The organism is Nostocoides sp. F2B08 (assembly GCF_009184895.1).
In the GTDB taxonomy this organism is placed as follows: domain Bacteria; phylum Actinomycetota; class Actinomycetes; order Actinomycetales; family Dermatophilaceae; genus F2B08.
Genome location: NZ_WESE01000002.1, coordinates 609266 through 622725, shown reverse-complemented (window position 1 = coordinate 622725; position 13460 = coordinate 609266). Strand labels below are relative to the sequence as shown.

Annotated in this window: 8 protein-coding genes and 2 pseudogenes; 4 read left to right on the top strand and 6 right to left on the bottom strand. The window is 65.3% G+C overall.

Annotation, left to right across the window (positions count from 1 at the left end; genetic code table 11):
• Nucleotides 1-83: 83 nt before the first annotated feature.
• From mobF to GA707_RS21740, 5 genes and pseudogenes are all read right to left on the bottom strand, one after another.
• Nucleotides 84-2705: a MobF family relaxase gene (gene mobF / locus GA707_RS06620; RefSeq protein ID WP_226963569.1), complete on the bottom strand. Its 2622-nt coding sequence runs from the start codon at nucleotides 2703-2705 to the stop codon at nucleotides 84-86.
• A 332-nt stretch (nucleotides 2706-3037) separates the two neighbouring features.
• A complete protein-coding gene (locus GA707_RS06615; RefSeq protein ID WP_152177591.1) occupies nucleotides 3038-5080 on the bottom strand; it encodes a tyrosine-type recombinase/integrase in 2043 nt (680 codons plus the stop codon).
• Nucleotides 5077-6141, bottom strand: a complete 1065-nt coding sequence (locus tag GA707_RS06610) for a tyrosine-type recombinase/integrase (protein ID WP_152177590.1) — start codon at nucleotides 6139-6141, stop codon at nucleotides 5077-5079. The genes GA707_RS06615 and GA707_RS06610 overlap by 4 nt, the downstream gene beginning before the upstream one ends.
• Before the next feature lie 167 nt (nucleotides 6142-6308).
• Nucleotides 6309-6650: pseudogene (locus tag GA707_RS21745) on the bottom strand (transposase); the annotation flags it as partial.
• A gap of 83 nt (nucleotides 6651-6733) precedes the next feature.
• Nucleotides 6734-7360, bottom strand: a pseudogene (locus GA707_RS21740) (transposase family protein); the annotation flags it as partial.
• A gap of 1058 nt (nucleotides 7361-8418) precedes the next feature.
• On the opposite strand from GA707_RS21740, the gene GA707_RS21735 reads away from it, so the two are divergent.
• The 4 genes from GA707_RS21735 to GA707_RS06585 all read left to right on the top strand — a co-directional run bounded on the left by GA707_RS21735 (nucleotide 8419) and on the right by GA707_RS06585 (nucleotide 12997).
• Nucleotides 8419-9489, top strand: coding sequence for a DNA cytosine methyltransferase (locus GA707_RS21735; protein WP_152177589.1), 1071 nt, complete (start codon nucleotides 8419-8421; stop codon nucleotides 9487-9489).
• 106 nt (nucleotides 9490-9595) lie between these two features.
• Nucleotides 9596-10372, top strand: a complete 777-nt coding sequence (locus GA707_RS06595; RefSeq protein WP_152177588.1) for a hypothetical protein — start codon at nucleotides 9596-9598, stop codon at nucleotides 10370-10372.
• Between the two features lie 2 nt (nucleotides 10373-10374).
• Nucleotides 10375-11358 carry a beta-ribofuranosylaminobenzene 5'-phosphate synthase family protein gene (locus tag GA707_RS21730; protein WP_226963598.1) on the top strand — a complete coding sequence of 328 codons (984 nt, stop codon included), beginning with the start codon at nucleotides 10375-10377 and terminating at the stop codon, nucleotides 11356-11358.
• Nucleotides 11359-11416: 58 nt separating this feature from the next.
• Nucleotides 11417-12997, top strand: coding sequence for a non-canonical purine NTP pyrophosphatase (locus tag GA707_RS06585; RefSeq protein ID WP_193315196.1), 1581 nt, complete (start codon nucleotides 11417-11419; stop codon nucleotides 12995-12997).
• Here GA707_RS06585 and GA707_RS06580 read toward each other — a convergent pair.
• Nucleotides 12994-13458: a nucleoside-diphosphate kinase gene (locus GA707_RS06580; RefSeq protein WP_226963568.1), complete on the bottom strand. Its 465-nt coding sequence runs from the start codon at nucleotides 13456-13458 to the stop codon at nucleotides 12994-12996. The two genes, GA707_RS06585 and GA707_RS06580, sit on opposite strands and share 4 nt — an antisense overlap.
• Nucleotides 13459-13460: the final 2 nt, after the last annotated feature.

Below are 13460 nucleotides of genomic sequence, written 5' to 3'. Positions count from 1 at the left end.
GTATCGGGACGTTGGGAAGGGACCTTACGTCTGCGAAGGTCAAGGGGCGCCCCTCAGCGACTTCGGAGGGCTCCAAGATGTCCTCACCGTCCTATCCCGTAGCCCTGCGAATCCGGTTGCATGTAGTGATGATCCTCGGGCCGAGGACGTCGCACACCGCCGTACCGCTCGATGTCGCGCTCGGCGATCGTGGCGGCGCGGTTCGGGCCGAGGTCGGCCCTATCGCGGCTGAAGGCCTGCACCCACTGCTGGCGCGCTGTGGCGACGTCCTTGGCGACGAGGTGGGCCGTGTTGCGATGGCGCCCTCGGGTCATCGCGACGTATGCGCTGGCAGCGCCGGTGGTCTCCGTGAGGAGCAGGTGGGCCGTGTCGACCGTCTGTCCCTGAGCTCCGTATGCGGTGGTCGCGTAGGCGAGCTCGACATGCTGATCGACGTACCGGGGAGGCAGGGCCCGGTGACCGCGCCGGCCGGTGACGTGGACCGTGAAGTCGGCATCGAATCCGGTGATGACCCAGGTGTCCCGGTTCGCGACGTCGAGCTCGCGGTCGTTGCGGCGGGTGCTGATGGGATCACCGATCCCGAAGATCCGGCCGTCCCGGGTGCCGACTCGCTGCAGTCCTCCCGTGGAGGCGGAGTGGCGGGTGTCCTGGATGGTCGAGTTGAGGTGAGACACGAGGTCGCGTCGGTCAGCGACGACCAGGCCGTCCTCACGGGTGAGAGACTGCAGCGCCTCAGCCATCGAGGAGTGGATGACGACCTCACCGCGGTCCAGGAGCGTGTCGAAGACGTAGCCGGCACGATCGCCTGACCGCATCAGCAGAGACAGGTCCGCGTACTCAGGGTCGCGGAAGCGGTGCACGGTCTCCAGGGACCAACGACCTCGTGGTCCCGCGCATGTTGCGGCGAGGTCGAGCACACCTCCGCGTCCGACCGCCGGGAGCTGGTGGCGGTCCCCGACGAACGCGACCCGAGCGTGGTTCTCGTCGGCAATCATCAGCAGGGCGAGTGCGGTGTCCTGATCGAGCATGCCGGCCTCGTCGATCAGAAGGAGGTCGCCGTTCCTGAGCTGCGCTTCCGGCTGGGGATCGCTGGCTACCCGCCACCCGAACCCGTCGTCGTCCCAACGGAAGCCGTGTTGATGGATCAGCCATCCTGCCGAGTGGGCCTCGGCGCCGACCTGGGCGGCGGCGACGCTGGCCGCCTGCAGGGTCGGCGTCACTACGACCATCCGCGTGCCGTGAGAGGTGAGCATCTGTTGCGCCGCGGCCAACGTGGTGGTCTTGCCCGACCCGGCTGCGCCCTCGACCACCAGCAACTGCGCGTAGCCGGCGAGCACCCGGGCCACGTCGAGCTGGGTCGGGTCGAGTTCAGGGAAGTTGGTCGCACCGTAGGCCGCCTGGGCGACTATCCAACCTCCCCGTTCGATGAGTTTGGCGGTGATGGCCTCTTCGACGTCGACGACCCGCTTCGAGGTCAATGCGCGCACGTGCTCAGGCACGTCGTCCCGCTCGAGCAGGCGGACGCATACAGAGAGGGCACGGGAGGTGAGGTCCTCGGCGAGCTCACGACGCACCGGACCGGACGCGATGACGTTGACGTCGGCGATGAGGCGTTCGACCTCGCCGCGGATGTCAGCGGCGTTCCAGCTCGAGCGCTTCGCGCCCAGGCGGGAGATGGCGACCTCGACGACGGCGTCGCGGTTGAGCGCCGCGATCGGCACGCTCTTCAGGGGGGTGGGGGCATTCGGGGGGGCGTAGCCGAGGTCGGCCAGCTCCTGGTTCCAGCGGCGGGTGAGGTCGGCACCGTCGAGGGGGGCGACTTTGTCGGGGCGCGCCTGCGCCCAGGCGCGGCGGTCCCAGGCAGCGCGCAGCTTCGGTCCGGGCTCGCGGCCCGGGTTCTCGGCTCGCCACTCAGCCTCGTAGCGGTCGACGTTGCGGGTGATCTGTTCGGCGCGGGCGCTGAACCGGCCGATGTAGTCGGCGAGCTGCTTCACCTCGCCGGTGCTCGGGTCGAGGGTGTAGCCGTGGTCGGCGAGGACCTGTCGGAACTGCGGGTCGCACTGCATCGCGGCCCGCCCCATCCCGTTGAGTGCGTTGATGGAGTCGACGACGCCGACCGAGTGCAGTCCTCGCCAGGTGCCGGCGGCGAAGACGCGGGCGTTGATCTGCAGGTGCAGGTGCCGATGCGGGTCACCGGCGCGGGAGGTGTGGTGCCGCACGATCGCGGCCTCGAGCCGCTCGACTGGGATCTGGACCTGGCGGCCGCGCGGGCCGATCCGGGTGGTGGCGTGCCCGGCGAGCCAGGCGATGATCTCGCCAGCCGCGCGGTCCTGAGCGGCGTCGTATGCGGTGGCCACTGCTGGGTGCATCGCCGCGGCGAGGGACCAGCTCTTGGGTCCGTTGACGACGACCTCGACGAAGCGCAGGGCGTTGTCGTCCTGGCGGAGCCGGCCCTTCCTCAGGCCGGTGGCGACGTCGTAGCCGGCGACCCATCGCTCGTAGGCCGGTCCGTCGAGCTGGCCGGCGTCCGTAATCGTGACGCCGTCGCCGTTGTTGAGGGCGACTATGTGGGTGGCGAGGCCGGTCCCCTCGGCGAGGTAGTAGTCGTCGACCCGGGAGCGATCTGCTTCGACGTAGTTGCGCGCTGCGGCGGCGTTGCCACGGTAGAACTTGACCCCGCCGTGCACCTCGTCACCGCCCGTCACTACTCGTCAATTACACTGTGGATCAGTGTTTTTCATCCACAGGGGGACATCCCTACGGAAATTCGTAGCATGCGTGCCGCAGGGTTTGAAGGGCTTTCGGCGATGTCGGGGGATGCGTTCGCGGACTCGTCAACGGTCGGCACTGGACTGCTCTGATCCGCGCCCCGGACTACTTGGGGCGCATTGGATGCTTCGCACGTAGAACTTAACGGGCTCTTCACCGTTGAGTGTGGGGCTTTAGGGTGAGTCCGCCGCCGATGAGGAGCATGCGGAGTCGGTAGTTGTCTCGGTTGCGGAAGCCGCGGGCGATTAACCGGCCCTCGTCGTCGGGGTCAAGGGTTCGGGTGGAGGTGGGGTGCCCGGTCGAGGTGTCCGTTGAGGGCTTGGATGACGAGCTCGTGTCGCTTGGCCTCGCTGGTCCAGCCTCGCTGGTGGGCGTCGTCGCGGAGGGCGTGCTCGTCGCGGAGCTGTTCCGAGAGGACGGGCAGCAGGGCGGCGCTGGTGGTGAAGTTGTCGCACTGCTCACAGATGTTGGCGTAGGGGCACGCGCCGGCTGCGGTGGGCCGGGTGCAGTAGCCGCCGGACAGCCGGGTCTTGATGGCCTCGGCTTGGAGCCACTGACCGGGCTCCGGCAGCGGTGGTCGGGAGTCGATGACCAGCGGCAGCGGCGTGCTGGTGTGGATGCGTGCCAGGGCGTCGTCGTAGGCCGTGCGCAGGGTCGAGTTGGCCAGGCGGGCGTAGCGCAGCGTCATCTCCGGGGTGACGTGTCCGAGAAGCATCATCAGCGATTGCAGGCTCATGCCAGCGTTGATGAGCTCGGTGGCGTAGGTGTGCCGCAGCTGGTGCGGGGTCACGGTCAAGGGGGTGTCGTCGATGCCGGTCAGTCCTGAGGCGGTGACGGCGTCGAGTAGGCCGCGGCGGATCCGGGCGGCGGCCATCCGGTGGCCGCCGGTGACGAAGAGGAAGTCGGCGTCTCGCGGCTGGCGCGGGTGGGGAAGGCTGCGGTGGGCTCCGCGTACGGCGAGCCATTCGTGGAGGGCGGCCAGGGTGGGTTCGTCGAGCGGAACGACGCGTTCGGTGTCGAGCTTGCCGAGGGGCACCTTGAGCCAGGTGCCGTGCCCGGGAAGTTCCCACAGGCAGTCGAGTTCAAGGTCGAGCAGCTCGCCGATGCGGATCCCGCTGCCGCGCAGCAGGATGACCCCGACCCGGGCCGGGATGTCCTCCAGCTCGTGCACCGCGGCCATCAGGGCCCGGTCCTGGTCGGCGGTGAGTGCTCGAGGCAGGGCTGCGGGCAGGCGGGGCAGGTCCGAGCGCAGCAGCACCGGGGTGGGTGGCCGTTCGGACCAGCCCCACAAGGTGATGTCGTCGAAGAAGACGCGCAGGTTGACCACCGCGGACAGGTGCCTGGCCTTGGAGATGTGCTGGTCCCGGGCGACTCGCCCGAGCCAGCCCCGGGTGGCGTGCCAGGCCAAGAAGTCCTCGAGGTGGACGCGGGTGAGGGCTCGCAGGCTGTTCACCTGCGGGTCATGCTCGGCCAGCCACTGGGCGAAGACCACGAAGCACGCGGCCCGCTCGATGACGGTCTTGGGCCGGCGGGTGGTGGACAGGACGTTCAGGTAGCGCAGCATCGCGGCACGGATCAGCGGCTGCGGCACCGGCGCGAGACGGTCGGCCAGGGTCGTGGCGCGCCGGTTCGGGTGCCTCGGCGGGTGCGGGAGGAGCCCGAGGTGGTAGCCGAGCATGGACAGCCCATAAAGCCTGCCGCGCAGTGGCTTGCGGGTCACCTCGGCCAGGATCGGCGAGTCCTCGATCGTGGCCCACACGGCCCGCAGGTCTTCCTCGGTGAGCTGCTCCAGGACGATCCCGCGGGTCATGCACACCAGCGCCAGCCCGGCGACCGAGACCTGCTGGCACCACTCTTCGCACCAGCCCAGCGCCAGGGACGCGGCCATCGCCCGGTCGACGTCGCGTTGGTGCAGGCTCGCCCAGGTCGTGAAGTGGGCGCCCTTGGCCTTGATGACGAGCAGCTCGACGTCCGGGCGCAGCCGCCCGGTGGCGAAACACCACGACAGGAACGGCCAGGACCCGAACCGGCGCGCCTCGGCCACCCGGGTCGCGGTGGGCCGCTGCATCCACACCGTCAGGTCGACGAAGGCTGCCAGGTGCTGCTCAGCCGCGCGCCGACGTGACCGTTTGGACTGCTGGTTGCAGCCCAGCGTCGCGACGTACGCGCTGTGCTCGGCCAACAGCCGCGCCGGCTGCAGGCAATCCCGTGCCTCACCCGCCGACAGTCGTGGCGCCGGGCGCGGCGATACCGGCTCGCTGACCTGTGGTGTGGCCGTGACCAGGGACAACAGCGGCGTGGTGGGCGTCATGACCCAGCCGCGCTCAGGGCCTGGCGGGCCTTGGCGTACTCATTCGCGACGGTCTCCACGGAGAGGTGGACATACCCGGCGGTGGTCTCCGGGCTGGCGTGTCCCATCAGATCGCGCAGGACGACCAGATCGATCCCGGCTGAGGCGAGCTCGGTGCCGTAGGTGTGCCGGAGTCGATGCGGTCGGACCCTGGGCACGCCAGCCCGGTCGCGGTGGATCCGGAAGATGTGTCGCAGCCCGGCCTCGGTCACCGGCGCCCCACGGGTGGGGCCACGCAAGACGACGAAGCACTCCGCGGTGGAGCATCCGGGAGGGCGTTCGGTGCGCAGGTAGCAGGCCAGCTCGGTGAAGAACGCCCGGTCCACCGGCACGACCCGCTCCTTGCCGCCCTTGCCGAGGACCAGGACCCGGCGAAGACCCATGTCCACGTCGCGCAGCAGCAGACCTCGCACCTCGCCTGAGCGCAGCCCGCCCAGCAGCATCAGCAGCGCCATCGCACGATCCCTGGCGGTGCCCAGGTCGGCGATGAAGGCGGCGACCTCGTGCGCTGGTAACGACTCCGGCAGCCGGCGAGGCTGTCGCACCAGACGCCCCTGACCGACTGACCGGCCCGGAGAGCGGAGGTGCCCGAGCAGGCCTCGACGGGCCCGCACGCTGCTGCTCGTCCTTGCCGTCGGGACCGGGCTCGAGGAGCGGGCGCCGGTGACCACCGCGAACTCGAACAACCCGCGCAGTGCAGCGATCCGCCGGTTCATCGTCGCAGGAGCCGCCCCGCGGACGGCCCGCAGCGGCACCACGACCCGATCCGGGCTCGCGGGCGAAGACCGTTGGAGCCAGGCAAGGAAGTCGAAGACGTCCATCGGCTGCACCGCTGCCAGCGTCAGATCCCGCTCGTCGCAGAACCTGAAGAAGCTGAGCAGGTCGTACGCGTACGCCCGCCGGGTGGCCGGCGCGAAACACCGCGTGGACAGGTGCGCCAGGAACCGGTTCGCCAGCTCGACATCCTCGCCGGGACCGAGCAGCACATGCCCGCCCGGTCCGTCGTGCACCTGCAGACCCATCTTCGACACCTCCACACAGAAGGCCCACCTCGAGCATTCACCTGCCAGGCACCACAATCGGGGACCCGCACACCCATGGCGTGCCGCCCCAGGCAGGGCCGGTTAACCGATATGCGGCGGTGGAGCTCGATCAGTCCGTTCATGGCTTCGGTTCCGCCGTTGGTCGCGCCGTCGGTGTCGAAGTAGCCGAGGAACTCTGATCGCCACTGCTTCAGTGTTCGCCCGAGACGAGCGATCTCCGGGATCGGGCAGGAGGCGAAGGTGTTAACGATCTTCTCGGCGATGGCACGGCCGGCGGCGTGGGTGTGCTGGTGGTAAGCGGAGCGGACCTGTTGGGCACACTGCCAGGCGAGTTCGACTTCGACGTGTTCGTCCCGGGCGGTGAACGCGGCGTGGAGCCGGGCGAGCTGCCGGTCGGTGAGCCGGTCCTGCCCGGCGCGCAGGATGTTGCGGATTCGGTACAGCGGGTCGTTCTTGCGGCCGCGGTGACCGGTGGTGTCCTGCTGCACCCGCCGGCGGACGTCCTCGCCACCTGCGTGGCGAGCTTGACGACATGGAACGCGTCAAGGACCGAGCGGGCGTCCTGCAACTGGTCATCGATGGCGTTCTTGTACCCGTGGAACGGGTCCAACGTCGCGATCTGCACGCTCGAGCGGAACGCCTCACCTCGCTGGTCGAGCCATTGCCGGTACGTCGCCCCGGACCGGCCCGGCACCAGGTCGAGCAGTCGAGCCTTGATGTGTCCGTTGGGATCTCGGGTGAGGTCGACCATCCCGGTCAGCTCCTTCGGGCCCCGGCCGCCGTCCTCGATCGCCTTGGTGGACGCGTGGTGCCACACGTGCTCATCGACCCCGAGGATGGTGACCCCTTCGAAGCGGGACTCGTCGTCGGCGGCGGCCTGCAGCAGCGGCTTGATCGACTCCCACACCGTGCGCCAACCCGTCCCGAGGTGACGCCGGATCCCGTTGACCGAGGCGTGCTCTCGGCGGATCTGCTCGATCACCCACCAGCACGCCCGCCTCGTCATCACCGCCCGCGCGGACGCGACCCGCTCGTCCTGCTCCACGAACGAGGCGACCTCGCAGCCAGGGTCCGGGCACAACCAGCGGCGCTTGCGCCACACGATCCGCACCGGACGCCCGAACGCGGGCGCGTCGACCAGGTGCACGTCGACCCGGCCATGCCCTCGCGCGATGACCCCGCAGGAGCGGCACCCCATCGGCTCCGCGGCCGACTCCACCGTGACCACCAGGCAGTCACGGCCGTCACGTTCGACCCCGATCACGCGCAGCCCAGGCAGCCCGACAAGCAGGTCACAACGGTCGCAGTAGGCGCCGGGCACACGGCAGCACAACGTAGGCTCGGGCATCGTCGAGGTCCTTGAGATCGGTGAGAGGTAGAAGTCCTCCGATCCTCGGGGGCCTCGACCTCGTCACCCCTCAACCAGCCGCCCGGCGCGCCGTGCTCACCCCACACTCATCGGCGAAGAGCCACTTAACGGTGCGCTTTCAGTTCTTGGTGCTGGAAACCATCCGGGAGGTGAGCATCGACATGGCAACGGGTGAGCCTGGCCTACGCAGAGCTGAAGGATGGGCTCAGGGCTCCGATCTGACGCCTGCCCACGGATGCGACCAGATCGTCGCCTGCTCGCCCCTCGAATCTCACCGATTCCGGGGTCCGTTCGCCCAGAGTATCCACGCACCGCCCTCCCTCGGCAGTTGGTGGATGTCGTGACTCCTCGCCGGTGCCGCGAAACCAACTTCTAAAGGCTAGTCGGCTCACTCTTCTCAGGCGGCGCCCGGGTCCACCGCCCTCTCCTTCGGTTGGTCCGCACCGTTCACGCCTCGGCGGCGCAGAGACCGCTGCGGCCCAACCTCAAGCGTGGGGAGGTCTTGGGTCGAACCCAAATCGCGGTCCCTAACCAGGCGGTCTCATCATGTTGCAATGATCGACACGCCGAGAAGGGGACGAGACTGGTCGACACGAGAGTCGCGGAGACAGCGATAATGGCCTCGTGACACGACTCGGGACGCAGGGCCCTGAAGGTACGACACGGCATGGATTGGTCAATACACCCCCGCTATTCGATCAGTGTTGCCGTCGCGTCCAATTCAGTGACCCACGGCTCCGATCTGCAGTGCGTTCGGCCGACGCCGTGGTAGTTCAAAAGCGGCAACGCCGGCAAGCGGTCTCGTGGCGTTCCGTCGGGAGCCGCCCTGCGGTTAATAGCCAACACCACCTTCGTGCTGCTCCTCTTCGCCACTATCCGCCAGCGTCGTGAGGACAGCGATTGATCTCTTCGCTGGTGCAGGCGGAGCCACGCAGGGGTTGAGGGACGCTGGGTTCGTCGTCCTCGCAGCCGCGGAGAACGACAACAACGCTGCCGAGTCCTTCGCGGCCAACCATCCCGATGTCATCATGGCTGGAGACGTGCGCGGCATCGTCCCCTATCGCCTGCGGCGGTTTCTCGGATTGCAGCGCGGCGAACTCGACATCCTCAAGGCTTGTCCGCCCTGCCAAGGATTCAGCAGCCTCACGCGCACGAGTAGCGACCCCCTGCGCAACGACCTTGTGTTGGACGTCCTTCGATTCGTGCTCGACTTCCGCCCCAAGGCAGTGATTGTCGAGAATGTACCCGGCCTTGCGCGTGATGAACGGCTCCCTATTCTCCTCCATGCGATGGAAGGAGCCGGTTATGAGCACTCAACTTACACAGTCGACGCAAGAAACTTTGGCGTCCCGCAGCGACGCCGCCGACTGATAGTGTTGGCGGTTCGCCGCAGCATCACAAGTGAGTTGCCCAGGGATCTTCAAGACCTCGTTCCTCCTCAATTCGACCTCTCTCACCGTACTGCTGGAGAAGCCCTAGACGAACTCGCCAAACACCTTTCGCCTGGCGATCCGTGTAACAGATTCCGCAAAAGCAATCCCTCAGTAACTGCGCGGATCTCGGCAATTCCGATAGGGGGCGACCGATTTGACCTTCCACCTCAGCATCAACTTAAGTGTCACACACGACTGACGGAGTCAGGCCAATCACAACGGGTTGGGGCGACTGCCTCGTACGGGCGCGTGCGAACTGGCGAAGCGGCGCCAACAATGACGACACGTTGCACGACCCCCGCATGCGGGTCCTTCGTCCATCCCACAGAGAACCGCGGCCTCACGCTTCGGGAGGCCGCGACCTTTCAGACCTTCCCGCCGAACTATCACTTCCACGGCGGCTACGACTCGATCGAGCGGCAAATCGGCAACGCTGTGCCTGTCCGCTTGGCAACCGCTTTAGGACTGGTCGTTCAGACAATGTTAACTCGTGCATCTCCCTTCGAGAAGTGGATGTCGGCGTGAAGCCAGGGCAGGGGGGTGCGCCAGGATCGGGCAAGCTAGCCACCTCCGCACTCCGTTTTGCGGGTCGAGCCCTTCGAAAACGAAAGGTCTGGTCATGGCTGGTGGGATGATGAAGGTCACGTCCACCTTGGGGCGGACAATGCGAGCAGCCTGGCGCAATGCGACTCGTTCCTCAAACCCGGTCTATTTCTTGGTCCAGATTGTCATCGCAATGGCTGGCGGCATAATGCTGTCAATCGAAGGTGCCGCGTGGACGGCCGTCGGCACTGGGCTGATTGCTACCGGTATCGCGGGCCTCGTTGCCTTCTTCCATGTATTGCTTGAGGAAGGGCGAGCTCAGCGCCAAAGGTCGCTTGAGCGGTCCGGTCTGCACTCAATCTTTGCGACTCGTAGCGTCTCTATTCGGTCGGAGTATGAAGACCGCCTGCGTTACGCCAGCCGTCAGATCGACATCTTGGGATTCGGACTGAACAGTTTGCGTCAAGACTTCTCCGGATCATTCGATGAGTGGGCAAAACGCTGTAACGTTCGCGTTCTGCTGCTCGATCCCGACGCGCCCGATGAGAAGTCGTCCTATGCAGATGCCAGGGACCGGGAGGAGGGCGCCAATCTTGGAACGATACGTGCCGAGGTTAGGCAATTCCTGGACGAGACTCAAGCACTGCGGAACAGCAACACCAACTTCACTGTGCGGCTTTATCGGACCATGCCCAGCGTGAATATTTTCAGAGTCGATAGCTCGATGTTCTTTGGCCCCTATCTTTTGCATCAGCCATCAAGGAGGACTCCCACGCTTCTGGTCGGCGACGGTTTTCTGTTCGATCGGCTCATGGACCATTTCGAGCAGCTGTGGTCCGACGAGAACTCGCGGCCAGCGCCGTGACCATGTATTCCGCTGAGGGCGTTGTCAATGCCGCTTCGCGCTTGCATTTTGGCCTTCTCGATCTGCCCGCTCATTTTGGACGACGTTACGGTGGCGTCGGGGTGATGCTTGACAGCCCCAGCACGCTCGTGAGGTGGCATACCTCCGCTGAAGAACTCGCCATAGTGTCGGCCACTCCTCTTGACGACTCTGCTCACTGCCAGGTTGGAGCCCTACTTGACCGACTCGAGAGTCACATTGGGGATCGACTCAACGGGAGGATCGAAGTCGTTCACCGCCCGCCAAGTCACCGAGGTTATGGGAGTAAGTCCGCGCTTCTACTTGCCATTGCCGAGGCGGTGTACAGGTCAAACGGCCGTGAGCCGTACCACGACGAGTTGGCTCGTCTTTCCGGCCGCGGAGGCGCAAGTGGTGTTGGTGTCCACGGCTACCGGACTGGTGGACTCGTTCTCGACGCCGGTCACCCTGCCAGGACTCGGCTAGGACCCTCCTCGCTCGGACGTCAAAGCGACATCCCTCTACTCGCTGCTCACCACGCCTATCCAGCTTCTTGGCGTATCGCGCTGCTAGACCTCCCGATGGGGTACGTGCTCGCGCAGCGGGAAGAGGTCCAACTGTTCTCGGCGGCCGCGCGGTCGATCGACAGCCGGGAGGCAGGCACCTCAATCGCGGCTGCGTACCACCAAGTGTTTGCGGGAGTCGCTTCTTCCGAGTTCGAGTTGTTCCGGGATGGGCTCCACTCGTTGCGACGTAATGCCTTCAAGCGCATTGAGGTAGCGTCACAGCATGAAGTCGTCAGGCAGAGCCTGACAAAGCTCGAGGCGCACGACGGGGTGGCTTGCAGTATGAGCTCCGTGGGGCCGCTGGTCTTTGCTATATGCCGGGAATCGGATGAATCGGCCATACATCACATCATGGAGACGGCGACCGAACACTCGAGCCGAGTGCACTGGACCTTTGCCAGAAACTGTGGCCTAACTTCGTAGAGGGTGACTGAAATTGGCCAATACACGGTCTCTTCCGGCTTCTGGTCGCCGTGAACCAGTGCTGTACTTCCACACATCGAACACCGAGAAGTTCCTACAGGCGCGAATCCTTGCGCAAGACGCCAACGTGCGGCTGACACAGTTCTTGGCTGGATCCGAGCCTTATGACGAGGACTACGAGTTGAAGCCCCGCGAGATGCTCGCAAAAGCGCTTGGGCACGCCGTGCGAGCGGCTGGCCGTAGTGCTCTTGTGTTTGTCGAAGACACCACGGTTCGCATTGATGCGCTAAGTTCGCCTGAGGGGGATTATCCTGGCTTGTCTACCAAGGAATGGTTCAGTTCGACGACCTTTGCCAAATTGGCGAGCGAACTGGAAGCAGCTGGTAGTTCCCGTGCGGTCACCGTGCGTTCAGATATTGCACTGAGCATCCCAGGCCATAGAGAGCCGGTGTTCTTTCATGGGGAGACCCGCGGATCAGTGGTCATGCGAGAGCCTCCGCCTCGATCCCATCCGCTGTACACATGGCTCACCACCAGCACGTTCAACGGTTGGTTCGCGCCGGATGGGGTTGATATTGCGCTAGGTCAGATGGATTATGAGGAAAGCCTGTTGTACGACTTCCGAGCGAAGTCCCTTAATTCGCTCTTCGCCCGCGTCCGGGAGTACGCAGCGGTGCTCAACCTTCCCTCACAAGCCTACCGGCGCGCTAGCCCCCGCGTAGCAGCGTTGAAGGACGCCGTACAATTGCCGCTGCTGCCCCCCGTCGGAGAGTTGCCAAGAGCTCCACTCATCGTTATCGGTGAGAGTTGTGCGGGGAAGACCACCTTTGCTCGCATCGCGACGGTGCACGGCGACGCCCAACATGTTGAGGCCAGCAGCCTCCTCGCTCCTCTGGCGGAGCAGAGCTCGTCAATCTTTCCTGATCGGGCGACAGACCCTGCGGCTCACGCACTTTCTGTTCTTGAAGAACTCGGTATGGACGCGATCGCTCAGTACATCGTCGAACATCGTAAAGACGAGATGGAGCGAGATCCACACATCATCACTGGACTCCGGACTCTTGAAGAACTGCGAACCATGCTAAGGTCCTTCCCCGAGTCAAAAGTCATTTATATCTCTTCTCCATTCAATATGCGATATGAACGCTACCTGGTGCGGAAGCGGGGCGAGGAGGTGCGATCCAAGCACGATTTCGCCCAGCGCGACCGATCGCAACACAACTTCGGATTGCTACCCGTCGCCCGGGATATCTGCGACTTGACCATCGAGAACAATGGTTCTCTCGAGGAGTACATGGCAATGGTCTCCGACATTTGGAACGAGTACGTGCTCAGTGGAAACGTTTTACGGCCGGCGGATCGCCGACAGACTAGAGGCAATCTGCGGCAACCGGAGAGGGATCGCTCCCTTAGGGAGCGCAGGACTCGCTTATCTCGATGTCTCGCGTTGCTCAGAGACCGCGGTCCCTTGACCCTCCCCGAGCTGGAGGAGGCGGAGGGCCTAGGAGATCACAACGCCTCGCGTATCCTCGACTTCGCAAGAAACACCACCATTCGGGACGACCCGCCCACGGGTCGCGTGCGTTGGTCTATCACCGATGCCGGCATGGCTTACCTTGAATTGATGGAACGCCCCTAGTCCCGGGGAGAGCGGTCGATATGCGTGGGGAACCACAGACTTAGCTCGTACCTCGCCTCGTTGGGGCTACCGGACGCATGCACCAAGTTCATCACAGCCACGCCAGCGGTCATCGAGGCTTCCTCCGAAACGTGCCCGAAGTCTCCCCGGATTGTCCCCGGCGGCGCTTCTATCGGCATGGTCGGGCCAATGAGTCGCCGGCAATTGCGGACAGCCTCCGCCCCCCGGAGGCGGCAGGCCATGACGGGACCGGAGATCATATACCGCTCCGTCAGTTCCATAGCTAGCCGGCCGCGCCGCTCTTCAAGATCGTGGTAGTGCTGACGGACGAATCCAGGATCGAGCGATCGCGTTTCGGCCTGAATCAATGCAAGATCCGCGTCTTCAAATCTTTGAAGGATCCGCCCAACCAAACCGCGGCTCAGGGCGTCCGGCTTGAGTACAACGAGTGTGTCTTCCACGT

Bases quoted from the DNA above. Each gene is read 5' to 3' on its own strand.
- GA707_RS21730 (WP_226963598.1), top strand. From the start codon at position 10,375: ATGTATTCCGCTGAGGGCGTTGTCAATGCCGCTTCGCGCTTGCATTTT.
- GA707_RS06615 (WP_152177591.1), bottom strand. From the start codon at position 5,080: ATGACGCCCACCACGCCGCTGTTGTCCCTGGTCACGGCCACACCACAG.
- GA707_RS06610 (WP_152177590.1), bottom strand. From the start codon at position 6,141: ATGGGTCTGCAGGTGCACGACGGACCGGGCGGGCATGTGCTGCTCGGT.
- GA707_RS06595 (WP_152177588.1), top strand. From the start codon at position 9,596: ATGATGAAGGTCACGTCCACCTTGGGGCGGACAATGCGAGCAGCCTGG.